The 25,735-nt window shown below is 40.7% G+C and carries 18 protein-coding genes, 2 tRNA genes, 3 rRNA genes and 2 pseudogenes; 10 read left to right on the plus strand and 15 right to left on the minus strand.

Annotation, left to right across the window (positions count from 1 at the left end; genetic code table 11):
* Positions 1-41 precede the first annotated feature (41 nt).
* Together C427_RS28580 and C427_RS16145 are read right to left on the minus strand one after the other, a co-directional pair.
* A complete protein-coding gene (locus tag C427_RS28580; RefSeq protein WP_322786663.1) occupies positions 42-485 on the minus strand; it encodes a protein YgfX in 444 nt (147 codons plus the stop codon).
* Positions 472-723, minus strand: a complete 252-nt coding sequence (locus C427_RS16145; protein WP_007637677.1) for an FAD assembly factor SdhE — start codon at positions 721-723, stop codon at positions 472-474. Before C427_RS16145 ends, C427_RS28580 begins: the two co-directional genes overlap by 14 nt.
* Positions 724-883: 160 nt before the next feature.
* Between C427_RS16145 and ygfZ the strand changes: the two genes are divergently transcribed.
* Both ygfZ and C427_RS16155 read left to right on the plus strand, forming a co-directional pair.
* A complete protein-coding gene (gene ygfZ / locus C427_RS16150) occupies positions 884-1,831 on the plus strand; it encodes a tRNA-modifying protein YgfZ (protein WP_007637676.1) in 948 nt (315 codons plus the stop codon).
* A 26-nt stretch (positions 1,832-1,857) separates the two neighbouring features.
* Positions 1,858-2,343 carry an FKBP-type peptidyl-prolyl cis-trans isomerase gene (locus C427_RS16155; protein ID WP_007637674.1) on the plus strand — a complete coding sequence of 162 codons (486 nt, stop codon included), beginning with the start codon at positions 1,858-1,860 and terminating at the stop codon, positions 2,341-2,343.
* A gap of 418 nt (positions 2,344-2,761) precedes the next feature.
* Here the strand turns inward: C427_RS16155 and rrf are convergent.
* From rrf to pssA, 6 genes are all read right to left on the minus strand, one after another.
* Positions 2,762-2,877: ribosomal RNA gene (gene rrf / locus C427_RS16160) — 5S ribosomal RNA — on the minus strand.
* A 183-nt stretch (positions 2,878-3,060) separates the two neighbouring features.
* Positions 3,061-5,937: ribosomal RNA gene (locus tag C427_RS16165) — 23S ribosomal RNA — on the minus strand.
* A 394-nt stretch (positions 5,938-6,331) separates the two neighbouring features.
* Positions 6,332-6,407: transfer RNA gene (locus C427_RS16170), tRNA-Ala, on the minus strand.
* A gap of 34 nt (positions 6,408-6,441) precedes the next feature.
* Positions 6,442-6,518, minus strand: a tRNA-Ile gene (locus tag C427_RS16175).
* Between the two features lie 123 nt (positions 6,519-6,641).
* Positions 6,642-8,177 (minus strand): 16S ribosomal RNA (locus tag C427_RS16180).
* The 16S, 23S and 5S rRNA genes sit together here with 2 tRNA genes alongside, the layout of an rRNA operon.
* A 525-nt stretch (positions 8,178-8,702) precedes the next feature.
* Positions 8,703-9,509 (minus strand): CDP-diacylglycerol--serine O-phosphatidyltransferase, encoded by an 807-nt coding sequence (gene pssA, locus C427_RS16185; RefSeq protein WP_007641058.1) that lies wholly within the window; start codon positions 9,507-9,509, stop codon positions 8,703-8,705.
* A 365-nt stretch (positions 9,510-9,874) separates the two neighbouring features.
* Between pssA and xdp1 the strand changes: the two genes are divergently transcribed.
* Entirely contained in the window at positions 9,875-10,771 is an 897-nt protein-coding gene (gene xdp1, locus C427_RS16190) for an exosortase-dependent surface protein XDP1 (protein WP_007641059.1), read from the plus strand.
* Positions 10,772-10,865: 94 nt separating this feature from the next.
* Positions 10,866-13,655: an XrtA/PEP-CTERM system TPR-repeat protein PrsT gene (prsT, locus tag C427_RS16195; protein WP_007641060.1), complete on the plus strand. Its 2,790-nt coding sequence runs from the start codon at positions 10,866-10,868 to the stop codon at positions 13,653-13,655.
* A gap of 72 nt (positions 13,656-13,727) precedes the next feature.
* On the opposite strand, the gene clpB is transcribed toward prsT, so the two are convergent.
* The 4 genes and pseudogenes from clpB to rluD all read right to left on the minus strand — a co-directional run bounded on the left by clpB (position 13,728) and on the right by rluD (position 18,253).
* Positions 13,728-16,298, minus strand: coding sequence for an ATP-dependent chaperone ClpB (clpB, locus tag C427_RS16200; RefSeq protein WP_007641061.1), 2,571 nt, complete (start codon positions 16,296-16,298; stop codon positions 13,728-13,730).
* A 200-nt stretch (positions 16,299-16,498) separates the two neighbouring features.
* A pseudogene (locus tag C427_RS27665) lies at positions 16,499-16,588 on the minus strand (peptidoglycan editing factor PgeF); the annotation flags it as partial.
* A gap of 94 nt (positions 16,589-16,682) precedes the next feature.
* Positions 16,683-17,267: pseudogene (locus C427_RS27670) on the minus strand (polyphenol oxidase family protein); the annotation flags it as partial.
* 2 nt (positions 17,268-17,269) lie between these two features.
* The gene (gene rluD, locus C427_RS16210; RefSeq protein ID WP_007641064.1) at positions 17,270-18,253 is read right to left on the minus strand and encodes a 23S rRNA pseudouridine(1911/1915/1917) synthase RluD; all 984 of its coding nucleotides are present in this window, start codon (positions 18,251-18,253) and stop codon (positions 17,270-17,272) included.
* 172 nt (positions 18,254-18,425) lie between these two features.
* On the opposite strand from rluD, the gene C427_RS16215 reads away from it, so the two are divergent.
* Positions 18,426-19,199, plus strand: a complete 774-nt coding sequence (locus tag C427_RS16215; RefSeq protein ID WP_015431073.1) for an outer membrane protein assembly factor BamD — start codon at positions 18,426-18,428, stop codon at positions 19,197-19,199.
* Positions 19,200-19,259: 60 nt separating this feature from the next.
* On the opposite strand, the gene C427_RS16220 is transcribed toward C427_RS16215, so the two are convergent.
* From C427_RS16220 to C427_RS16230, 3 genes are read right to left on the minus strand one after another with little or no spacing between them, the layout of a single operon-like run.
* Positions 19,260-19,931, minus strand: coding sequence for a ChrR family anti-sigma-E factor (locus C427_RS16220; protein ID WP_007642307.1), 672 nt, complete (start codon positions 19,929-19,931; stop codon positions 19,260-19,262).
* Positions 19,924-20,538, minus strand: a complete 615-nt coding sequence (locus tag C427_RS16225) for a sigma-70 family RNA polymerase sigma factor (protein ID WP_007642305.1) — start codon at positions 20,536-20,538, stop codon at positions 19,924-19,926. Before C427_RS16225 ends, C427_RS16220 begins: the two co-directional genes overlap by 8 nt.
* A gap of 60 nt (positions 20,539-20,598) precedes the next feature.
* Positions 20,599-21,177, minus strand: coding sequence for an LON peptidase substrate-binding domain-containing protein (locus C427_RS16230; protein ID WP_081589075.1), 579 nt, complete (start codon positions 21,175-21,177; stop codon positions 20,599-20,601).
* A gap of 206 nt (positions 21,178-21,383) precedes the next feature.
* On the opposite strand from C427_RS16230, the gene C427_RS16235 reads away from it, so the two are divergent.
* The 5 genes from C427_RS16235 (at position 21,384) to C427_RS16255 (ending at position 25,723) form a co-directional block, all read left to right on the plus strand.
* A complete protein-coding gene (locus C427_RS16235; RefSeq protein ID WP_007642302.1) occupies positions 21,384-22,649 on the plus strand; it encodes an NAD(P)/FAD-dependent oxidoreductase in 1,266 nt (421 codons plus the stop codon).
* Entirely contained in the window at positions 22,649-23,377 is a 729-nt protein-coding gene (locus tag C427_RS16240; RefSeq protein ID WP_007642300.1) for a DUF1365 domain-containing protein, read from the plus strand. Before C427_RS16235 ends, C427_RS16240 begins: the two co-directional genes overlap by 1 nt.
* Before the next feature lie 2 nt (positions 23,378-23,379).
* Positions 23,380-24,633, plus strand: coding sequence for an SAM-dependent methyltransferase (locus C427_RS16245; protein ID WP_007642298.1), 1,254 nt, complete (start codon positions 23,380-23,382; stop codon positions 24,631-24,633).
* Between the two features lie 92 nt (positions 24,634-24,725).
* Positions 24,726-25,175, plus strand: coding sequence for a chalcone isomerase family protein (locus tag C427_RS16250; RefSeq protein WP_007642296.1), 450 nt, complete (start codon positions 24,726-24,728; stop codon positions 25,173-25,175).
* On the plus strand, positions 25,172-25,723 hold the full coding sequence (locus C427_RS16255) for a DUF3833 domain-containing protein (protein ID WP_007642294.1): 552 nt from the start codon (positions 25,172-25,174) through the stop codon (positions 25,721-25,723). The genes C427_RS16250 and C427_RS16255 overlap by 4 nt, the downstream gene beginning before the upstream one ends.
* Positions 25,724-25,735: the final 12 nt, after the last annotated feature.

Below are 25,735 nucleotides of genomic sequence, written 5' to 3' on the forward strand. Positions count from 1 at the left end.
CTCGTAAGCTTGGTTATGTCTGTATAGGAATACTCCATAACTTAATCCTTACCTGCAGTTTGTTGTTGATATATAACGACACGGCATAATCTACGGAAATCGCGTTTACTCACTTGGTCTCTGTAGATGAGACACCATTTCGACTGGCTATAATTAAGTGGTGAAATCATATGAATAAATATAAGAAAAAAACTGACTCTAGATTTATCCGTCACTTTCCAACTTGTTTGTTCTCCTAAATTTGTTTCAACCCATTCTCCACATTGAGAAAAAACAACTGGAGAATGCTTTTGACACAAAGTATTAAATACGGTTTTAAAAATATAAATTGTGAGAGTGCAAAGAGCCAATATTTGCACTAAAGTTTGATATTGAATACTCTTATCTTGCCAACTGAAGATTGAAAATACTATAAGCACATAGCTCAGCAGCTGGAGAATAACCAGCAATCTGGACGATTTAATCTCAACTCTATACTTTGACACGACTTAAAATATGTTTAATCATTTGACTAAATTCTGTATCATCGCAAGGTTGATGTCCCATAAACCAGGCATATAAATCAGGATCATCACTAGTTAGCAATCGCTCAAAAACCTCCTGCTGATGGTCGGATAATTCATTAAAGCCTGTTTCTGCAAAAGGCATAAAAAGTACATCAAGCTCTAGCATTCCGCGGCGACATGCCCATTTCAAACGACCATATCGTTTTTTATCAAACATTTATAACCTCTTATAGTAAATAATTTAATGCATAACTTGATAATCAAATTACTAGGTCAATAATAGCAGTATTAAGTAGTTGATTTCAGTTCTTTCCTTGCTAAATCAAACTCGTACCCCATATTAATTCCTAGCGCTTATTAGCAATAGAGAACAAACAATGTCACAAACGCACAAAAACAAAATTAAAACGGCACAATATACAAATAAACTTATCAATAGCGGAGTTATTCAGCTTACTGGTGAAGAAAAAGTAACATATCTTCAAGGCCAGATAACAGCTGACGTTAATAAACTGACTCAAAAAAATTCACTGCTAGGCAGTCACTGTGACTTTAAAGGTAAAGTTTGGAGTGTCTTTTACAGTTTCCTTTGGCAAGATACGATTTTATTAATTACACATAAATCTGTATTAGAAAAATCCTTCTCCGAATTAAAAAAATATGGAGTATTCGCAAAAGTTGAAATCACTAACCAAACCGACAACTGGCAGATAACCGGCGGCAGTGGTGAACAGTTTGAAGATATGATTACCAAGATATTCGACCAATTGCCCACCGGAGATAGAAACGTTATTTCAAACGAAAATGGCATAGTTATGTCTGTTGAACAGCCAGAACAACGTTATTTAGTTATACAACCCTGTAAGGCTGAAAAACAACTGCCTCTAGGCGAAACAGATGATAATCAGCTGTGGGAGATAGCAGACATAAATGCAGGGCTTGGTGATATTCGTGAATCAACGATAAACGAATTCGTACCACAGATGCTTAATCTACAAATGATGAATGCAATTGATTTCGAAAAAGGCTGTTACATGGGCCAAGAAGTAGTTGCAAGAACTAAATATTTAGGAAGAAATAAACGTGCTGGATTTATTTTAAAAACACAGACAGCCACCAATGACCTAAGTGGAGAACAGCTAGAATACCAAATTGGCGAAAATTGGCGACCTGGTGGAAAAATACTACGCAGTGGTACTGATGCAGAACAGACTTGGATATTTGCCATCCTTGCCAACGATACACAACAAGGCAGCGCTTTTAGAGTTAAATCTTCGCCAAACACAATCTTCATTGCTCAAGCACTTCCCTATCCTTTACAATAAGAAAAAACAATTTTAACTGGAAATTAATGAATATAGCTAATAATACCATTGCCACTATCCATTTTACTGTTTGTTCATCTGATGGCACTCAAATCGATACATCTAGAAATAGTGAACCTATGGTTTTCTTACACGGTAGTCATTTTTTGATCCAAGGCCTTGAAGATGAACTAGAAGGAAAAACTATTGGTGATAAATTTATTATCGATGTAGCACCTGAACTTGCTTATGGAGAGCGTCACGAAACATTGGTTCAATCTGTACCAAAATCGATGTTCGAAGATGTAGATGTAAATGTGGGCATGACTTTCCGAGCATCAACTGATGATGGCGAGCAATCAGTAATGATTATCGATATTAACGAGGAAGAGGTTACTGTAGATGGTAATCACCCATTGTCAGGACTAACTCTCAACTTTGATGTTGAGGTATTAGAAGTGCGAGAAGCCACTGAAGAAGAAATTGCCCATGGACACCCACATACAGATGACGGTTGTGAGCATACACAATAAAAAGATGTTGGATTCTTAAGGTGTTCAATTGAACGTTTTTTTTATTCAAGAAAACTAAAGAGTACACAACGCATACCAAGTCGCAGACAACAAAAAAGGGTTACCCGTACGGAAAGTCCTTTCTTTGAATGGAGGTCTGCGGGGCTGGCCTTCCAGCAATGTGCGGGGCACCCTGACTAGGCGTCCCCGAACTACTCTCGCAGGAAGGTGAAAGTGGAGCTTCAGGAGCATGGCTCCTGCCACTGAAACGGTATGATCTCTACGAGTACCCAGATAATCCACTTTGTGAAGGTTTTTTGCTGAATAGCTTCGCGCTTAATTACTGAGTCACCTTCTGCACACTAAAATGTGATGGCCATTTTCAAATCCCTGAAACGCAAAAAGCCACCTGTAAAGGTGGCTTTTTACTTAATTGGGAGCCTGGCAATGTGCTACTCTCGCATGGGGAAACCCCAAACTACCATCGCCGCTAATGTGTTTCACTTCTGAGTTCGGAATGGGATCAGGTGGGGCCACATCGCTATTGTCGCCAGACAAAAACTGTTATCTATCAAGCTTGCGCTCAATAAATCAATATGTAAAAGCTGATACTCTCCCCCTGCGGGTCAAGCCATAATCGATGCTAAAGAATGCCTCTAGTCTTACTCCTAATCTTGTATTATCTACTTGTCACTCATATAACACTCAGCACTTCTTGCGAAGCCACTTGGGCGTTGTATGGTTAAGCCTCACGGGCAATTAGTACAGGTTAGCTCAACGCATTGCTACGCTTCCACACCCTGCCTATCAACGTCGTAGTCTTCAACAACCCTTTAGGTACGTTAAACGTACAGGGATGACTCATCTTAGGGCTCGCTTCGCGCTTAGATGCTTTCAGCGCTTATCGATTCCGAACGTAGCTACCGGGCAATGCCTTTGGCAAAACAACCCGAACACCAGCGGTTCGTCCACTCCGGTCCTCTCGTACTAGGAGCAGCTCCCTTCAATCATCCAACGCCCACACCAGATAGGGACCGAACTGTCTCACGACGTTCTAAACCCAGCTCGCGTACCACTTTAAATGGCGAACAGCCATACCCTTGGGACCGACTTCAGCCCCAGGATGTGATGAGCCGACATCGAGGTGCCAAACACCGCCGTCGATATGAACTCTTGGGCGGTATCAGCCTGTTATCCCCGGAGTACCTTTTATCCGTTGAGCGATGGCCCTTCCATTCAGAACCACCGGATCACTATGACCTACTTTCGTACCTGCTCGACGTGTCTGTCTCGCAGTTAAGCTGGCTTATGCCATTGCACTAACCTCCTGATGTCCGACCAGGATTAGCCAACCTTCGTGCTCCTCCGTTACGCTTTGGGAGGAGACCGCCCCAGTCAAACTACCCACCAGACACTGTCCACAATCCCGATAAGGGACCTATGTTAGAACATCAAACCTACAAGGGTGGTATTTCAAGGTAGACTCCACACCATCTAGCGACAGTGCTTCAAAGTCTCCCACCTATCCTACACATGTAGGGTCAATGTTCAGTGCCAAGCTATAGTAAAGGTTCACGGGGTCTTTCCGTCTAGGTGCGGGTACACAGCATCTTCACTGCAATTTCAATTTCACTGAGTCTTGGGTGGAGACAGCGTGGCCATGATTACGCCATTCGTGCAGGTCGGAACTTACCCGACAAGGAATTTCGCTACCTTAGGACCGTTATAGTTACGGCCGCCGTTTACCGGGGCTTCGATCAAGAGCTTCTCCGAAGATAACCCCATCAATTAACCTTCCGGCACCGGGCAGGCGTCACACCGTATACGTCATCTTTCGATTTAGCACAGTGCTGTGTTTTTAATAAACAGTTCCAGCCACCTTTTCACTGCGGCCCCCATTCGCTCATGAAGCAAGTTCAATCACAAACAGAGGCGTACCTTCTCCCGAAGTTACGGTACGATTTTGCCGAGTTCCTTCACCCAAGTTCTCTCAAGCGCCTTAGTATTCTCTACCTGACCACCTGTGTCGGTTTGGGGTACGGTTCGATATATCATAAGTTTAGAGGCTTTTCCTGGAAGCATGGTATTTGCAACTTCAACTCCTTAGAGTCTCGTCTCGTGTCTCGAGCATGTAGTTTCCCGGATTTGCCTAAGAAACAACTCTACGCACTTTCACCTGGACAACCAACGCCAGGCTTGCATAACCTTCTCCGTCCCCCCTTCACTGATATACCAAGTACGGAAATATTAATCCGTTTCCCATCGACTACGCATTTCTGCCTCGCCTTAGGGGCCGACTTACCCTGCCCTGATTAGCATGGGACAGGAAACCTTGGTCTTCCGGCGGGGGAGTTTTTCACTCCCCTTATCGTTACTCATGTCAGCATTCGCACTTGTGATATGTCCAGCTCGCCTCTCAGCTCACCTTCAGCCACTTACACAACGCTCCCCTACCACGCAAAGTAACTTTGCGTCCGCAGCTTCGGTATATTACTTAGCCCCGTTACATCTTCCGCGCAGGCCGACTCGACTAGTGAGCTATTACGCTTTCTTTAAAGGATGGCTGCTTCTAAGCCAACCTCCTAGCTGTCTTAGCCTTCCCACCTCGTTTCCCACTTAGTAATATTTAGGGACCTTAGCTGGCGGTCTGGGTTGTTTCCCTCTTCACGACGGACGTTAGCACCCGCCGTGTGTCTCCCGGATAGTACTCACAGGTATTCGGAGTTTGCAAAGGGTTGGTAAGTCGGGATGACCCCCTAGCCTTAACAGTGCTCTACCCCCTGTGGTATTCGTCCGAGGCGCTACCTAAATAGCTTTCGGGGAGAACCAGCTATCTCCGAGTTTGATTGGCCTTTCACCCCCAGCCACAAGTCATCCGCTAACTTTTCAACGTTAGTCGGTTCGGTCCTCCAGTTGATGTTACTCAACCTTCAACCTGCCCATGGCTAGATCACTCGGTTTCGGGTCTATACCTAGCAACTAAACGCGCAGTTAACACTCGCTTTCGCTACGGCTCCCCTATTCGGTTAACCTTGCTACTAAATATAAGTCGCTGACCCATTATACAAAAGGTACGCAGTCACAGAACAAGTCTGCTCCTACTGCTTGTACGTATACGGTTTCAGGTTCTATTTCACTCCCCTCACAGGGGTTCTTTTCGCCTTTCCCTCACGGTACTGGTTCACTATCGGTCAGTTAGGAGTATTTAGCCTTGGAGGATGGTCCCCCCATCTTCAGTCAAGATAACACGTGTCCCGACCTACTTAATATGGCAATAATGACGCTTCGTGTACGGGGCTATCACCCTGTATCGCTGTGCTTTCCAACACATTCCACTACTTCATTACTACTCGGCTGCTCCCCGTTCGCTCGCCGCTACTAGGGGAATCTCTGTTGATTTCTTTTCCTAAGGGTACTTAGATGTTTCAGTTCCCCTCGTTCGCTTCTTATAGCTATGTATTCACTATAAGATACCGCCGAAGCGGTGGGTTCCCCCATTCGGAAATCTGTGGGTCAAAGCATTTTGTCGGCTCTCCACAGCTTATCGCAGACTTACACGTCCTTCATCGCCTCTAACTGCCTAGGCATCCACCGTATACGCTTAGTCACTTAACCATACAACCCCAAATGACCTCTCTGTTACCTGAGTAACAGTGCGTTATTTGTCATCATCTCAGTAACGTCAGAAATAAATTCAAACAACTCGTCTACCCGCTCACCTTTTATTTGAGCGTTAGGTGCAACAACCGTCTAAACGGGCATTGCTGTCGTATGCGTGACAAGTTCTAATCACAAAATCAGATAGAGTAAGTTCCTAAGAACACTCTTTTAGTTTTCGATTACTTTTTATCAGCTTTCCATATTGTTAAAGAACATTGTGACCTGCGTTACACGCCGGCTACAATTAAGGTTTAAAAAACCTTAATCAATAAACACTGATTAGATATTACTAATAGTACATATTGATTAAGGCTACTTAATCTTATGAGCAAATGATGTTCCACCTAAATGGTGGAGCCAAGCAGGATCGAACTGCTGACCTCCTGCGTGCAAGGCAGGCGCTCTCCCAGCTGAGCTATGGCCCCGCTTTATGCAGGCAATCTGTGATAATCACAAATTTGGTAGGCTTGGGCAGACTTGAACTGCCGACCTCACCCTTATCAGGGGTGCGCTCTAACCAGCTGAGCTACAAGCCTATTTCATGCTCTTGCTTGCGCAAAAACAAATAGTGACTTGTTACCCAAGCACTTCTTTTGCTCTTCTTATCAAAACAAAACAATCTGTGTGAACACTCAACGAAGCAAGGTCCGCCGTAATAGTAAGGAGGTGATCCAACCCCAGGTTCCCCTAGGGTTACCTTGTTACGACTTCACCCCAGTCATGAATCACAAAGTGGTAAGCGTCCTCCCGAAGGTTAGACTACCTACTTCTTTTGCAACCCACTCCCATGGTGTGACGGGCGGTGTGTACAAGGCCCGGGAACGTATTCACCGCAACATTCTGATTTGCGATTACTAGCGATTCCGACTTCATGGAGTCGAGTTGCAGACTCCAATCCGGACTACGACGAGCTTTAAGGGATCCGCTTACCCTCGCAGGTTTGCTTCCCTCTGTACTCGCCATTGTAGCACGTGTGTAGCCCTACTCGTAAGGGCCATGATGACTTGACGTCGTCCCCACCTTCCTCCGGTTGTCACCGGCAGTCTCCTTAGAGTGCCCAACTTAAGGCTGGCAACTAAGGACAAGGGTTGCGCTCGTTGCGGGACTTAACCCAACATCTCACGACACGAGCTGACGACAGCCATGCAGCACCTGTATCTAGATTCCCGAAGGCACCAATTCATCTCTGAAAAGTTTCTAGTATGTCAAGAGTAGGTAAGGTTCTTCGCGTTGCATCGAATTAAACCACATGCTCCACCGCTTGTGCGGGCCCCCGTCAATTCATTTGAGTTTTAACCTTGCGGCCGTACTCCCCAGGCGGTCTACTTATCGCGTTAGCTTCGCTACCCACGGATTAAATCCACAAACAGCTAGTAGACAGCGTTTACGGTGTGGACTACCAGGGTATCTAATCCTGTTCGCTACCCACACTTTCGCACATGAGCGTCAGTCTTTGGCCAGGGAGTCGCCTTCGCCACTGATGTTCCTTCTGATATCTACGCATTTCACCGCTACACCAGAAATTCCACTCCCCTCTCCAAGACTCTAGTCTGCCAGTTCTAAATGCTATTCCCAGGTTGAGCCCGGGGCTTTCACATCTAGCTTAACAAACCGCCTGCGTGCGCTTTACGCCCAGTAATTCCGATTAACGCTCGGACCCTCCGTATTACCGCGGCTGCTGGCACGGAGTTAGCCGGTCCTTCTTCTGTTGCTAACGTCATACCTGCTGGGTATTAACCAACAAGCTTTCCTCACAACTGAAAGTGCTTTACAACCCGAAGGCCTTCTTCACACACGCGGCATGGCTGCATCAGAGTTTCCTCCATTGTGCAATATTCCCCACTGCTGCCTCCCGTAGGAGTCTGGGCCGTGTCTCAGTCCCAGTGTGGCTGATCTTCCTCTCAGAACAGCTAGAGATCGTCGCCTTGGTGAGCCTTTACCTCACCAACAAGCTAATCTCGCTTAGGCCACTCTTTGGGCGAGAGGAGCAAGCTCCCCCCTTTGGTCCGTAGACGTTATGCGGTATTAGCTATCGTTTCCAATAGTTATCCCCCACCCAAAGGCATGTTCCTAAGTATTACTCACCCGTCCGCCACTCGACATCATCTAGCAAGCTAGACATGTTTCCGTTCGACTTGCATGTGTTAGGCCTGCCGCCAGCGTTCAATCTGAGCCATGATCAAACTCTTCAATTAAATATTAAAAATATGAATTTTTTTTGGTGAACTCTCACTTCGTGAGTGTCCACACAGATTGTCTTGTTCTAATTGTTAAAGAGCATGCTAACTGCGTTAGCAGCTTAAGTGGTTGTCCGTAGACCCTCTTAAGCGGGAGGCGAATAATACGCGGTTCCCATTTGATGTCAACAATTTAATTGGTTTTCTTTTCAACTAAACCTGCTACACCCCGCAGCAACTATACGTTTACCGTATAAGCAACAAACTGGTTTACCCTGTTTGGTGCGAGTGACTCCGTTGTTTCCAACTCGTCTCCCTTGAAGCGAGGGCGCATTATAGACACAACAACTTTAGATGCAACACTTAATTTCAAATAGTTTTGTTTCCCAAAAGTTATTCTGATCTGAGACCATAAATAAGGCATTCGAGTGAAGTGAATGCTTTTTAAAAAGCGCTATTGGGTGTAGATTTAAGAAGGTAGTAAATCGAAACATTGAAGAATGACTGAATATAAATAATCCTTCATTAAATACCTAATTATCCCTATTTAGTTTCTGTTTTTTTGTCTTCGGTTTTTGTATCTTCTTCAGGTTGGCACTCTTCATCTTGCTCTTTAGTATCACCCACTACATCTTCGATCGTTAGCTTATCAACTGTTCTAAAAGTGTTGATTGGACCTGCTAAGGCATATAAGGCAAAGACTATAAAAAGCACTAAAGCAGGTTCAGTAGCGACCACCACAAAAATCAGCATGATAATGAGCAGTGCAACAAAAGGGACTTTGCCACTTAAATTTAATTCTTTGAACGAGTTATATTTGAAGTTACTTACCATTAATAAGCCCGAAACCCCTGTGATGATAGCCACTATAATACCATAATCTTGACCATCTATGTCGTATTCTACTCCTACCCATATCAATCCTGCGACTAGCGCTGCGGCAGCGGGACTAGCAAGTCCTTGAAAATAACGATTATCAGCTATGCCTATTTGGGTATTAAAACGAGCGAGCCTTAACGCGGCAGCTGCTACATATATAAAAGCAGCAAGCCAACCAATTTTTCCTAATCCAGTCAATCCCCAGTTATAAGCTACAATTGCGGGTGCGACACCAAAAGATACCATATCCGCCATAGAGTCATATTCAGCGCCAAATTCGCTCTGAGTATTGGTCATTCTTGCCACTCGACCATCTAGACCATCAAAAATCATCGCCACAAATATAGCTACAGCTGCTGCTTCGAAACGACCATTCATAGAAGAAACAATGGCAAAAAAACCAGAAAATAATCCAGCAGTGGTTAATAGGTTAGGTAGCAGGTATATACCTCTACGTTTCTGTTCAGGCATTTAATTAAGTACTCCGATATATGTTGCGAGTAAGATATCACAGCTACTTAATATATAAAGTGATGCTGTTAAAGAAACTGCTATCTATCGATATTTTGCACATACAGGCTTAAAAGGACTTAAAATTTATACTTTGTGACAATCTTATATATTTAACACAAATTAAAGGACAGGCAGAATGCATTAGAATAGAGTCTGTATATTTTAAAAGTGTCAGATAAATTTACATATAAATTATATTGAAACTAAAAATAAAACTTATCTGACTGAAATTTATAAGTTTTATTTTAACCGGTATGAAAATTGCATTTGCTAAGTAAGAGTATTTAAGATCGATTAACAATTTGCCTTTAGGATATATATAAATGAAGTTATACAATATTAATAGAATTCTAGCATTAACTGCGCTTTTTGTTTGCTTCACCAACAACGCGTTTGCTACTAACAATTCTAGTTGTGACCCAGGAGATTCTACTCCACCGACGTCAACAACCTGTGATACGTGGGAAGGAGCTTTAAATTATGATCTGTACACCACAGAAAGTAATGTCGAAATTGGTACAGACTTTTCGACTGGTGGAAATATTAATATTGATGGCGTATCTATAAAAGTATCAGCTTGGTCTGATACATACGGAAATAACGATGACATTGTTGTTGAAGGACAAGTTGCAGGTCCATGGCCAAGCAACGGTGAAGTTGGATATGGTATTAAGAATCAAGATGAATTAGATTATGGAGATTATAAAAACGGTGGTTATTCACATGCAATAGATAATCTGCGTGGAAGAACAACTGATTACGACATGGTCCTATTTTCTTTTTCAGAAGAAGTTTCTTTAGCTGGTGCCAGTTTCAGCTGGCTGAATCCGGATGAGGACGTAGATTCCCAACAAATCACAGTTGTAGGATTAGATAGCATACAGGGATTATCTGGCTCAACTTGGGCTAATATTGCATCTAGTAATTCTGTGGTAAACGCTGGGTCATTTCAAATTGAAAAATGTGATGATGTTTATCTTTCAGATTTCACCACCACCAAAACAGCTCAATACTGGTTAGTCGGAGCTTATAACACAGCATTTGGATATGTCAGCGATTTCAGCAAAAAAGATGATGCCTTCAAGCTTGCCAGCATTGGCTTTGATAAAAAGAAAACACCTGCCGAAAAACCACCCACATACGTAGATGCTCCAGGCTCATTTGCTCTACTAATATTAGGCGGTGGATTGATGGCTTGGCGCAGACGTAAAACTCAATAATTTGTAAACAATTCAGATTAAAAAAGGTGGCATATGCCACCTTTTTTGTTCAAACTCTTGTCATCAAATCTAGTAAAAACAGACTTAATTTCCAATGCAAATTAAAATCATTATTCTAATTTTTATCTATGGCTTCGGTCATTTTAGTGTTTATGCCAGTTCGCTCGGTGATTACGAAAAAGCACTCACCTCTTACAATGCAAAGCAATATGATGAGGCATTCATTCATTTAAAGAATAGTTTGCAGCAAGACCCAGATAATTTGGTAGCGAAAATTTTAATGGGCCAACTATTATTAATTAATGGTTATTTGTCAACCGCAGAAATTGAGTTCTATGAAGCTTTAGAACAAGGCGCAGATATTAATATTATTGCCGAACCTTTAGGCAATACTCTACTTCTACAAAATAAGTACCGTGATATTTTAGACCTCAATTACGCAGATGAACTTGCCAATCAACAAAAGATAAAATGGTTGCAGATCCGCGCAAGTGCATGCATAAGATTAAAACAGTATAGTTGTGCAGAAAAAGCCTATGAAGACAGTTTAGTAATAGACCCTAATAGTACAATGTCTTTAAATGGTTTAGCTTCATTAGCACTGTTTCGAAAGCAGTACACAATAGCAAACGCTTATATTGGTCAAGCGCTAGCTATATCTGAAGCCGACGCAACCACATGGCGACAAAAAGGCCAACTGGCAAGAGTAAATGGAGATATTGACAAGGCTATTGAATACTTTCAGCAAGCACTTCAATTAAACAATGACGACCCATTAACCCTGCGTGGTCTTGCTGATTTGTATCTAGAAAGTAATGATTTTGACGGCGCACGCACGTTTATAAATCAAATTATTGAAAAAACCCCTGACGACCCTTTAGCGATTCTGCTAAGTAGTTGGTTAGACAGTAAAGATAAATCAAAACCCGTCAATAATAAACGTTTAAACAAGCTCAATGCGATTTTATCTAGCCTAGGGCCAGAAGTAATCGCTGAACAACCCGAGCTACTTTACATCAGTGGTTTAATTGCTTTTTTTAATGGTAACACTGAACAAGCCTCAAAAGACTTTGCTAAATACCTGACTAAAAATCCCAACGACATACAGGCTGTTATACTGTTAAGTCGCACTTACATGGCAACACAACAAAATAAACAAGCATTACTATTACTAGAGAAGCATCAAAATAAATTACTTAAAAACCTTGATTCCGCCCTGCTATTAGGTGAGTTATTTATCAACGCAAACCGATCTTTTAAAGCACAAAGCCTGGTTGAAGAACTTGAACAATTTTATCCAAAAGATCCCCGCTTAGAGTTGTTTAAAATAAAACTAATGATGGTTCGCGGTAAGCAAGAAGAAGCATTAGCTATATTAGACTCAAACTTAGCTCAAAACTTAAGTAACCCGACTTTTTTATTCACATATAGTATGTTGAACCTGCAAGCTGGAAATAAAGATAAGGCACTCGAGGGTGCTAACGATTTAATCAAACTCTATCCAGATGACGCCAACTTTCTAAATTTGAAGGCCGGTATTCTAATTCGATTAAACCAATTAGATACTGCAATTGCGTTCATCGATAAAACGTTAAGTATTGAACCTAAATTGTTTCCAGCTAAGTTCAACTTAGCTTCAATTTATAGTCGTAAAGGTGACTTACAGCAGTCTAATGAACTAATAGAAAGTTTATTAAAGGTGTCGCCAACTCATCTTCAAGTATTAACGTTACAAGCTCATAATTTTGTTGCTAACAATCAATTACAAGAAGCGATAAAAATTTATAGCGACATAATGGTGTTAAATCAAAGTGACAACTATTCAAAAAGCCAATTAGCCAGCATCTACATGCGCATGGGCGATTACGATAAAGCTCTTTATCACTTGGACCGCTTGTTAACGGAAAACTTTGATAATGTTGACTACCAATTACAAAAAGCACAAGTTTTACTCGCATTAAAACGGTATTTAGAGTTAGAAGAAATTTTAAAGCGTGTCAGTTTTTATTCTGATTTATCACTAGATTCTCTGGTTCTGACAAGCCAACTTCAAAGAGCTATTAATGATTATACGGGGGCTATTACTTCTCTTTCAGCTGCTGAAAAATTAGCACCTGACAATAGCTTTATTACCCTAGACAAAGTCAAATTGTTAATTGACACATCCCAGCTTGATGACGCATCTAAAATCATTATTGCAATTGAACCTAAGAATCTTGAAAACCCCAATTTTTGGTTAGTTAAGGCACTTTATTCCAATGCGCTTAAAAGTGAAACTAAGGCGATAAATTACCTAAAAACTGCTCTTGAACTTGATCCTAATTATCATCAAGCCTTAGTCATCTTATACAATATGGAGTTACGCGGCAGTCAAGAAGCTGGATTTTCAAAGCAAGCAAAAGCTTTGCTTGCAGTAAACCCTAATAATATTTTGGCGAAAAACTTACTAGCCCAGTTCTACTTCACAAAGCAGGATTTTGCACGAGCCTCCACTTTATATGCAGAATTGTTAGAGGCAGAAATTCAAATAAACAAAGCAGAAATATACAATAAACTAGCCATAATGAGTGTAGAAAGCGATCTAGAACAAAGCGCAGAGTACATAAAAAAAGCATTTGCATTAAACGAAAACGATGAGCAGATACTCGATACTTATGGTTGGGTACTCAGTCTACAAGGAGGCTATGAAGAAGGTTTAGGGTTACTAAGAAAAGCCTTTGCTCGAGACTCTAGCAACCCAGAAATAAGGTATCACATTGGTTTTACTTTGATTAAATTGGGCCGGGTAGATGAGGCAAAAAAAGAACTGAGTATCGCGGTTAACGTTCAACGACCTTTTTATAATCGTGCTAAAGCTAAAGATTTACTAAATAATCTGAACTAAAACACCGATACGTAATTGGCAATCCCCGTTTAGTACAAATTTTATCTATATCAACCGGGGAGTTTACACAAACTAAATAATAGTCATCTTGTCCGCTTTAACGTCAATTGTTACCACACCATCGACCCCAAGTGTGCCAGCTAATATTTTTTGCGCCAAAGGGTTTTCTATTTCAGTTTGAATAGCGCGTTTTAAAGGTCTTGCACCATAAACAGGATCGAAACCTGCATCTGCAATTTTATCTAAAGCTTCAAGGCTCAATTCCAATTTATAACCTTTCTCTGCGAGTCGCTCCCTTAAGGAGCACAACTGTATCTTGGCTATTGCTTTGATCTGCTCTTTACCGAGAGGGTGGAATACTACAATGTCATCTACTCGGTTAAGAAACTCAGGCCTGAAATGTTCGCCGACTGCGTTCATGACTAAACCTTTCATCTGTTGATAATTACTTTCACCGCTAACCTCTTGAATAATATCAGAGCCAAGGTTAGAGGTCATAATGATTACCGTATTCTTAAAGTCGACGGTTCGACCTTGGCCATCAGTTAATCTGCCATCATCTAAGACCTGAAGTAAAATATTAAACACATCAGGGTGTGCCTTTTCTACTTCGTCGAGTAATATAACGGAGTAAGGTTTACGTCTTACTGCTTCTGTCAGGTAACCCCCCTCTTCATAACCCACATATCCAGGAGGTGCACCTACCATACGTGCCACAGAGTGCTTTTCCATAAATTCTGACATATCGATACGCACCATGGCATTTTCAGTATCAAATAAGAAATTAGCCAGTGTTTTACACAGTTCTGTTTTGCCTACACCGGTTGGGCCTAAAAATAAGAAAGAACCTATAGGACGGTTAGGATCTGATAATCCTGCCCGTGATCGGCGTATAGCATTAGCAACTGCCGTCACAGCTTCGCTTTGGCCAACAACACGTTTATGCAAGGCCTCTTCCATGGCCAATAACTTGACTTTTTCACCTTCAAGCATCTTTGAAACAGGTATACCTGTCCAGCGTGATAACACATCGGCAATCTCACTTTCAGTCACCTTGTTTTTTAACAAAGTGGTCTCTTGCGTTTCAGACTCTGTGGCTACTTCCAGTTTAGCTTCAAGCTCAGGAATTCTGCCATATTGTAATTCTGACATTCGGCTTAAATCTGAAGCTCTGCGGGCAATTTCTAAATCGAGTTTGGCCTGCTCTAACTCAGAGCGAATCGTTTGCGTACCTTGCATGGCTTGTTTTTCTGCAATCCAAATTGTCTCAAACGCAGAGAACTTATGTTCAGCCTGCTCGCGCTCCAATTCTATTAACTCTAAACGCTTGTGACTCGCCTCATCCTTTTCTTTAGATAAGGCTTGCTCTTCGAGTTTAAGCTGAATGATACGTCTTTCGAGCTTATCCATATCTTCTGGTTTTGAGTCCATTTGCAATCTAATACTCGATGCAGCTTCGTCAATGAGATCGATTGCTTTATCAGGTAGTTGCCGATCACTGATATATCTGTGAGACAAAGACGCCGCAGCTACAATAGCCGGATCGGTTATCTCTACTGAATGGTGTAATTCGTAGCGTTCTTTTAAACCGCGTAAAATTGCGATGGTGTCTTCTACGCTGGGTTCTTCTACTAATACTTTTTGAAAGCGACGCTCCAGAGCTGCATCCTTCTCAATATATTGACGATATTCATTTAAAGTAGTGGCACCAACACAATGTAACTCCCCTCTAGCCAGTGCAGGCTTGAGCATATTGCCGGCGTCCATTGCTCCCTCACCTTTACCTGCACCTACCATAGTGTGCAATTCATCGATGAATAGAATAACTCGACCTTCTTCTTTACTCAGTTCGTTAAGCACTGCTTTTAAGCGTTCTTCAAACTCCCCTCGAAATTTTGCTCCAGCTATTAATGAACCCATATCGAGGGACAACACACGTTTATTCTTTAATCCCTCTGGCACTTCAGAGTTTATAATACGCTGAGCTAACCCCTCAGCAATAGCTGTTTTACCCACACCAGGCTCACCAATTAATACGGGGTTATTTTTAGTTCGACGTTGTAATACTTGAATGGTACGACGGATTTCATCGTCCCTCCCGATGACAGGGTCTAATTTTCCCTGTTCGGCACGCGCGGTGAGATCAGTGGTAAATTTATCTAAAGCTTGGCGCACATCTTCAGCGTTTTGGTCAGTGACTTTTTGCCCTCCACGCATTTTCTCTATCGCTTTCTCAATCTTTTCTTGATCCGCACCTGACTGTTTAAGCAGCGCACCTAAACTGCCTTTATCTTGCAAGGCTGCCAAAACAAACACTTCTGATGTGATGTAATCATCTTTGCGTTTTTGTGCAATCTTATCGCTTAGGTTAAGTAGAACAACCGTACTTTTACCCAGCTGCACATCCCCGCCAGTACCTTCAATGCGAGGTAGCCTACCTAATGCCTCAGCTAACGCAGAACGCAAACTATTTACGTTGATATTGGCTTGATCAAATAACGGGCGCACAGAGCCACCTTGCTGATTAAGCAAAGCAGTCATTAAATGCACTGGCTCTATATATTGATGATCGCGACCTAAGGCCAAAGACTGAGCCTCTGATATGGCTGTTTGAAATTTACTGGTAAAACTATCTAAGCGCATAAAGTCTCTTCACTCCTACTTTGCATAGCTTGGTTATGGGTGCAATCTACATACTAAACAAGTCTGTTGCAGAAAGTATCCCGCCATAACATAGGTAATATTAAAATCAAATCAAACGACATACATTGACTAAGTAATAGAGCGTTAGCATATGAAAAATATACGGATTTACTAATAAAGATCGAGCTTAATACAAAATATCAATCAAGATAAATTGCACTAACCATCCTTCCTGTTGCTACGATAGGATTTGATTTGTTTGATACTTGATGCGTGGCCCGACGATGAGAAAAAAATAAATCGTGCTGTTGATAAGTACAATATTCGCCACCAAAAAATCTGAGTTATTCCCAAAGTAAACATTTTTCGCTTAGCTATTAGATAAAGATTAGCAAAATATTTCTCATCAGTATTTTGGCTATTGATCCTGAAAGCCTGAGGATAGTTGCTAAAGGTTTCTTTTATTTCTTTTCCTACTTCAAAGTGTCTTTGGCTAATAGCTGGTCCCATCCAAGCCATTAAAGTCTTTGGATGAACTGGCATTTTAGATACCGTATTTTCTATTACCCCATCGGCTAATCCACGCCAACCAGCGTGCACCGCCGCAACACAGAGACCTTGAACATCGCACAATAAAATGGGCAGACAGTCTGCGGTCATAACAGCACAAACTTGACTTTTTCTAGTGGAAAAACAGGCATCCGCTTGAAACGTTGCTTCTGCATCATTGCAGTGCATATCTAAGTCTAGACAAATGTTAGTGTGTGTTTGATTAAGCCAGATAAAATTCTGATAATTAGGCAATAATTCACGGTTTTTATTGACTGCAATCTTGTCATCGCCTACGTGCTGGGCAAGATTAAACGAGTCATAAGGTGGCAAGCTAAAACCTTCACTTCTGCTACTAGTAAAGGCTTTAACATTATTGGGCGCTGGCCAATTTGGTTGAATGTAATTCTGCTGAAGCAAAATTACACTTCTCCGCTGCCGTGCTCAGATTTGTCTTCTCTTAAAACGTCTAAAAGTGCCACAAAATCTTCAGGTAACGGAGCTTGCCAACTTAACCATTCACCTGTTACTGGATGAGTCAATTCAAGCTGAATTGCGTGTAATGCTTGTCTACGGAACATTCTTAACATGTTAACCATATTTTCGTTACAAGCTTTTGGTGGTCTAGGTCGTCCTCCATAAGCTTGGTCACCAACTAAGGGATAACGGAGGTGCGACATATGTACGCGAATTTGGTGAGTACGCCCAGATTCCAATTTTAATCGAATATAAGTATGGGCACGAAATTTTTCTTTTACACGGTAATGTGTCATAGCAGGTTTGCCTGACTCTCGCACAGCCATACTAGTGCGCTTAGTAGGATGACGTCCGATAGGTTCATCGACCGTTCCACCAGCGACCATAGTACCCACTACAACGGCCTCATATTCGCGGCTAATTTCTCTTGCCTGTAGTTGCTCGACTAAATGGGTTTGAGCAGGAATAGTTTTAGCTACTACCATTAAACCGGTCGTATCTTTATCAAGTCTGTGTACAATACCAGCACGCGGTACATTGGCGATTTCAGGTGCATGATTGAGTAAAGCATTCAGGACTGTGCCGTCACTGTTGCCAGCTCCAGGATGCACCACTAGGTTCATAGGTTTGTTAATCACCAAAATATGTTCATCTTCATACACGATGTTTAAATCAATATCTTGGCCCTTATGTTGAACTTGCATTTCAATTTGGGCATCAATCTCAATAAGCTCTTCACCTATTAATTTTTCTCTAGGTTTATTGAGTATTTGCCCGTCGACTTTAACGTAATTAGCCAAAATCCACTCTTTTATGCGTGATCTTGAATAATCAGGGAACATTTCGGCCAAAGCTTGATCTAACCGTTTACCAAATAAGTTTTCAGGCACATTAGCCTGTAATTGAATTTTTTCATGTGGGGTAGACATGTATTAAACATCCTGAAAGTGTTTCGTAACGATTTATATGTGCATAGCCCAATTTGCTGGGGTAGAATGCGCTGCAGTTATCGATTAGGTAAAACACTATTCTAACGGATTTTTACCCCTAATGAATCATACATAACCAATCGAAATAGAAATGAGAGTAAATAAGGGCCATATGATCAGTAAAATCAAATTAAAAAATATTATATTAAGCAGTGTTTTAGTCGTTCTGGCTGGATGTTCATCTGCCCCAGAAGACGAAGACGTCGATTTAGTCCTTCGAAGTAAGAGTGCCCAAAGCCTATATGAGGACGCTAAAGAAAAAATGCGCCTCGGAAACTTTAACGCGGCAACAGAAACGTTAAGCGCGTTAGACTCTCGTTTTCCGTTTGGTCCTTTGTCACATCAAGTTCAATTAGACCTCATTTATGGCTATTACAAGACAGGTAAAACTGACGAAGCATTAGCTACCATTGATCGATTCACTCGACTCAATCCTAACCACTCAGATGTTGATTACGCTATTTACATGCGTGGTCTAACGAATATGGAAGTAGACAGTAACCTTTTTCAAGAGTTAGTTGGTATCGATAGATCTGACCGAGATCCTAGTAATTCACGTCAAGCATTTAATGATTTTAGGCGTTTGATTGAGAAATATCCAAATAGTAAATACGCTGCAGATGCGCAAAAACGTATGCTGCATATCAAAAGTCGTTTAGCAAAATATGAGATATCGATTGCTCGTTATTATATGCGCCGTGATGCCTATGTTGCAGCTGCTAATCGTGGTAGATATGTAATTGAACATTACCCTGACACGACACATGTGCAAGAAGCTCTTGAAATCATGGTCGAATGTTATGACCAGCTTCAACTGGATGAATTAAAAAACAATGCAATGAAAACCTTAAAATTGAATTATCCAAATAGTAGTTTTATTAGTTGATGATTGATAAGCATAAAAAAAACGCGCTGGTAGCGCGTTTTTTTTATGCTTGACGAAACTTTATTTAAAAAACAAATGGCTAAATGGATTTAACAATCTGGCAATACCTGCAGTAAAATGTAGAGGTTGATCAACTATAGTAAAAACTAGGCAACCATCATCAGCTTGAGAATGAGGTAAATGCTTATACTTGTTATTCATGAGAGTAAAATCACCGCAGTCATACTCGGCAATACCGTCACCATATTGACCATCGACTACCAGCGTCATCTCAGTACCTTTGTGAGTATGTTCAGGTACGCGGCCGCCCTTCTCCATATACATAAAATTAGCTTTACCGATATCACCTAAATCGACAGGTGCTTGCCATAACTTACCCACTAAACGAGACCAGTTTCCAGTGTTTTTGACATGGCGCCTTAGCGCCCTTGGTAATTCAAAAAATTTTCCGTCTAATTCAATAGAAGTATTAATAATCTCAGGTGTTGCTAATTTTGTTTCAGGTAAAGCAGTAATTTTGGACATCATTGCATAAAATTGGCTGTCCAGCGGCTCAGCCGATTTCTGAGGGTTAAATAATTCGCTAGCCAATTCTGCTTGAAATTCAATACATTCTTGCTGACATTGGGGGCACATATCAACATGTGCAGAAATCATTAACGCCATGGCAGGTTCACAATTACCTGCCGAAAACGAGCGTAAATCTGTGAAACTTGGGTGAAAATTAATCATTATCTTTTAACATCTCTTTTAAACGTTGTAATGCAAGTCTAGTTCTTGATTTTACCGTACCTAGTGGAATATCGAGCTCGTTAGCAACTTCCTGCTGAGATTTACCATTTATATAAATAGCTTCAATCACCAATCTTTGCTTTTCAGGTAAGGACTCAAACAAAACTCCAATTTCGTCCATGGTTACCTGGTGCTCTAAAGATACCTCATTGGCATCTGGCGTTTGTTCACACAAAACTGGCCATAAGTCGTCAGAGCAAACATCTTCTTTACGATTTCTTTGCTTTCTGAGCATATCGAAGCGAATATTTCTAGCTATAGTGAAAATCCACGTTGAGGGAGAACCTTTATCTGAATTAAACAAATGAGATTTTTGCCAAACATTAGACATTGTGTCTTGAACCAACTCCATTGCTAGTGCTTCATTACCCATTTGCTTTAGAGCATACGAACGCAACCTAGGTGCAAAGTAACTAAACACTTTAGAAAACGAGCGCTTGCAGCGCTCACTTGCAACGATGCTTAAATACTCAGACATTTCTTGTGCACATTCTATTGGCTTTACGGAATTAATTTGTTTTGTTTCCAGAGATATTCCAACTAACATGTATTTATACCATCAATTTATTGACACTTACAAATAATACTAGTTGTTTAGGTTAAAGGATCACTCTACCAATTCTGTTAAAAATTTTAAGGCATCTAAACAGTTTTTTTGTTGCAAAAATTGTTGCTTTTGTTTCGCGTCTACTGGTATCAGTTCTAGCCATCGATATATTACCCATATCGGATCTGTAAATTTTGGGTTTTGGTATAACGATTGCAGTTCTGGATACTTTTCAAAAATCTCTCTGAGCCTTTCGTCAATAGGCGCAATTGAATGTATTTCTGACTGAGCTGTCCATTCATCTAACCACTGACAGTTAGCTGTTCTTAATCCATCACTCTCATTTGCTATAGATTTAATGCTAAAGCATTTATGCCCCTCTACAGTTACGCCCAAGAAACCATTGTCTAACAAATCAAAATCGATCACTTTAACGAAAGTACCTATCGGGTAAATGTGCTCATTTTTATCTTTATCGCCTTGAGAGTTGAGCATACAAATACCGAAACCAGTGTCGGCCTTGCATGCTTCTTTCACCATGCGGACATACCTAGGTTCGAATATTCTTAATGCCATCCTTCCACCTGGTAGCAAGTGTGCTGATAGTGGAAATAACGGGATCTCAAAAAATGAATTCATATAAAAGTATTTCGCTGTGTATTTAATTATCGTCGATACGCCAAGATCGGAGATTAAGATCGAAATTATAATAACAATATTTACTATTAAATGATCTCTGGATGACGCATCTGGGTATCTGGTAGCATTGGTAGTAGATCGACGTGGAACATCTTAGTAACTAAGATTGGACATAAACAGATATAAGACAGGACGACAGTGCCATAATGAGTAAACAGATTGCAATAATAGGGACAGGAATTTCAGGATTAACCTGTGGACATTTACTTCACCAAAAACATGACATTACTCTTTTTGAGGCAAATGGGTATGTTGGCGGCCATACAGCAACTAAAGATGTCGAAGTAAACGGTAAACATTATGCGATAGACACAGGGTTTATTGTTTTTAATGACTGGACTTATCCAAACTTTATTAAGCTAATGGACAAGATTGGTGTGCAATCCCAAGCCACAGAAATGAGTTTTAGCGTTAAAAATATCGCGCAAAATCTTGAATATAACGGTAATACACTCAATAGTTTATTTGCCCAAAGAAGGAATATACTGCGTCCTCGCTTCTGGAGAATAGTAAGAGACATTCTGAAATTTAACAAAACATGCAAAAAAGGAGCGGCAGAAAAATCTGATTATGGCCAGCAAACACTGCAAGAGTTTCTAATACGACATCAATTCAGTGATGATTTCACTTACAATTATATTTTGCCTATGTGTGCAGCAATTTGGTCAACTAGTTTAGAAGATATCAAAGCTTTTCCGTTTGCATTTTTTCTGCGGTTTTTCAATAATCATGGTTTACTCAATATTACTGACAGACCACAATGGCGCTCAATCACTGGTGGTTCAAGAGAATATATTACACCCCTTACTTCTGGTTTTGAAGATAAAATAAAGCTTAACAGTCCCGTGAAATCTGTGGCAAATAAAGGCAATCATAAATTAGTTCTTTTACAAGATGGCTCTGAGTATCTGTTTGATGATGTTATTTTTGCTTGTCATAGTGATCAAGCTCTGGCAATTATTGCTTCACCTAATGCCTACCACAAAGAAATTTTAGGGAATATGCCCTATGCCAAAAACGAAGTGGTTCTTCACACAGATCATAGTGTTTTACCTGTCAGAAAACTTGCATGGGCAAGCTGGAACTACCTTATCAAAGGCTATGATGGTGAATCTCAGGCACCTGCTGTATTGACTTACAACATGAATATTCTGCAAAATATTGAATCGGATACAACCTTTTGTGTGACTTTAAATAATTCTAAAGATATTGATCCAGACAAGGTATTAGGTACTTACTCCTATTCACATCCTCAATTTAACAATCAAACAGTTACCGCCCAATCAAGGTGGGCAGACATCTCTGGTAGCAATGGTCTACATTTTTGCGGTGCGTATTGGTATAACGGCTTTCACGAAGACGGAGTACACAGTGCTTTAGATGTATGTAAGTCGTTTGGTGAACATCTTTAATGCAAAGCGCCATATACAAGGGAAACGTATTTCATAGCCGTTTTGTGCCAAAAAAACACGCATTTACTTACCAGATATTTTTACTCTGGTTAAACCTTGATGAAATTGACTTGCTGGATGCTGAGGTCAAAGGGTTTTCAGCTAAATCATGGGCTCCATTAAGGTTTAAACGCAGCGACTATTTAGGTGATGCAGATAAACCACTGAAACAATCTGTATTAGATAAAATGTCAGAACTGGCACAACAACCACTAACAGGTAACGTTTATCTGTTAGGACAAACACGCACCTTTGGTATGTATTTTAGTCCAGTCAATTTTTATTACTTGCAGCAAGAAGATGGCACATTCAGTCATTTATTAGCCGAGGTAAGTAATACACCTTGGAATGATAGGCACTGTTACTTAGTCGATTTAGCTAAACAACAGGACTGTGACAAGGTCTTTTATGTATCACCGTTTAACCCAATGGATATGCAATATAAATGGAAAATTTCTCAACCAGAACAATCGCTAAAATTGACACTTTCTTGTCATAAAGAAGTCAAACATTTTGTCGCTAGTCTTAATTTGTCACGAATAGAACTGAACTCAAAGAGCCTTTTTCACGTATTGTTGAGTATTCCTAGCATGACGGTAAAAACTGTTTTCGGAATATATTGGCAAGCGCTCAAACTATTTATAAAAGGAGTGCCTTTTTATTCGCACTCAGCACAAGGTAAAAAATAATTATGCCAAACGGAGAACAGGTACTAGTTGAGGCTTCAAGCTCATCATGGCAGCACAAGCTGTGTCGCTCAATTATGTTGAAAGTATTTGCCAGTCTGCCGCAAGGTAAGATGGTGATTAAAGAAAAAGGCGTGTTAGTAAATACCTTTGGACAACAGGATTCCGACTTACACGCGGAAATTGATTTTCAATGTATAAGTGTTTACCAAAGCTTATTGTTCGGTGGCAGCGTAGCCTCTGGAGAAACATTTTCTGAAGGTTTGTGGACAACGCCTAATTTAACCAACGTGATCCGTATTTTTGCACGAAATTTACCTCTCCTCGATAGCTGGGAGTCAAAAATGGAGTGGTTGGCTTTCCCTATTCGCAAAATAAGCCACCTTGCTAACAAAAACTCAGCAACAGGCTCAAAGAAGAATATTGCCGCCCATTATGATTTAGGCAATAAACTCTATACTCGATTTCTTGATGACAGCATGATGTATTCTGCGGCTATTTATCCATCAGAAAATAGTACTCTGGCACAAGCTCAGATGACAAAGCTAAAAGCAATCTGTGAAAAGTTACAATTGGTCCCTGAAGACCATTTAGTAGAAATAGGAACTGGCTGGGGCGGACTAGCCGTCTTTGCAGCCAAGAATTACGGATGTAAAGTCACTACCACCACCATTTCAGAAGAACAGTATGAATACACTCAAGACTTAATCAACAAGGAATGTCTACAAGATAAAATCACCTTATTGAAGAAAGACTATAGATTGCTCGAAGGCAAATATGACAAGTTAGTCTCTATTGAAATGATTGAAGCGGTAGGTAAAGAATACTTACCGACATTCTTTAAAAAATGTTCAAGCCTATTAAAAGATGAAGGTTTGATGGTGCTGCAAGCTATTACTATCAGTGACCATCGCTTTGACAGCTATAGTAAAAGCGTCGATTTTATTCAAAAGCATATTTTTCCTGGTGGCTTCTTGCCTTCACAGTTATTAATTAATCAACACTTGAGAAAACACACTGATTTAATGATCCGTGACCTCCACGATATCGGTCTAGATTATGCCAGAACCCTGAAAGACTGGCATCACAAACTACTAGAAAACAAAGAACCATTGGCTAAAGATGGTTACGATGACCGATTTATGAACATGTGGCGTTATTATTTTAGTTATTGCGAAGGGGGGTTTTTAGAGCGTACGATCAGTACTGTACAGTTGGTCATCAGCAAACCCGCATTCTCAAACAGTATTAGCCGTTAGAATTTGAAAACAGCATGAAACATCAAGCTTCTAAATACAATTTGTTTTGCTTTGTAAGCATTTTATACACCTTGACCTTTTCAGGAGTCACTATGGCAGATCCACTTGCTGGTTTACAAAAGGTTGGAGAAGCCAAACTTCAAGTGCTGTTTTGGGATGTCTACAATTCAAGTCTGTATAGCCAAACTGGCGAATACCAAGCAGAAATATTTCCTCAAGCACTGAAAATAAACTATTTAAGAGATATCGACGCAATAGACTTAATAGACAGAACTCAGGACGAATGGGAGAAATTAGGGATTGAAAAAGAAAAATTTAGCCTATGGATCCCACTACTGACCGACATATTTCCAGATATCAAAAAAGACGACACTCTTTTATTACACGTAGATGAAAATCATCAAAGTGAATTCTTTTTTAATGGTAAAACAATAGGCAAAATTACCGACCAAACCTTTGGTAAAAGTTTTTTACGCATTTGGCTAGACGAAAATTGCAGTTACCCTAAGGTACGCAAAAAACTAATTGGATTACACAAATGAATTTACATAAATATCTACTCTTAGCATTTATTACTCCTTTTGTTTTGTCATGTAGTAGCTCTATAGATGAGTATGAAAACACTAAACCTGAATTTAATTTACCCACTTACTTTGATGGTGAGGTCACTGCATGGGGAATAGTCCAAGACTACTCCAACAAACTGACTAGACGTTTTTGCGTAGACATAATTGGCACTTGGCAAGACAATCGAGGTCAATTACATGAAACCTTCTATTATAACGACGGTGAGCAACAAATACGTATATGGGACTTGCAGATTGCAGATGATGGCGGTGTCACCGGTGGGGCAGCAGATGTAATTGGTAAAGCTAGCGGCGGCTCGCAAGGCACTGCATTTAACTGGCAGTATACTTTACGGGTCCCAATCGATGATACAGAATACGACTTATTCGTAGACGATTGGATGTATATGATGGACAACAATCGCGTTATGAATCGATCTTATATGAAAAAGTTTGGAGTCACTGTCGCTGAGATATCCATCTTCTTTGATAAAACCAAGCCGGTTAGGAAGTGTGGTGTTTAAGTGCATGTGCAT

Origin of the sequence: Paraglaciecola psychrophila 170 (assembly GCF_000347635.1) — a bacterium.
In the GTDB taxonomy this organism is placed as follows: Bacteria; Pseudomonadota; Gammaproteobacteria; order Enterobacterales; family Alteromonadaceae; genus Paraglaciecola; species Paraglaciecola psychrophila.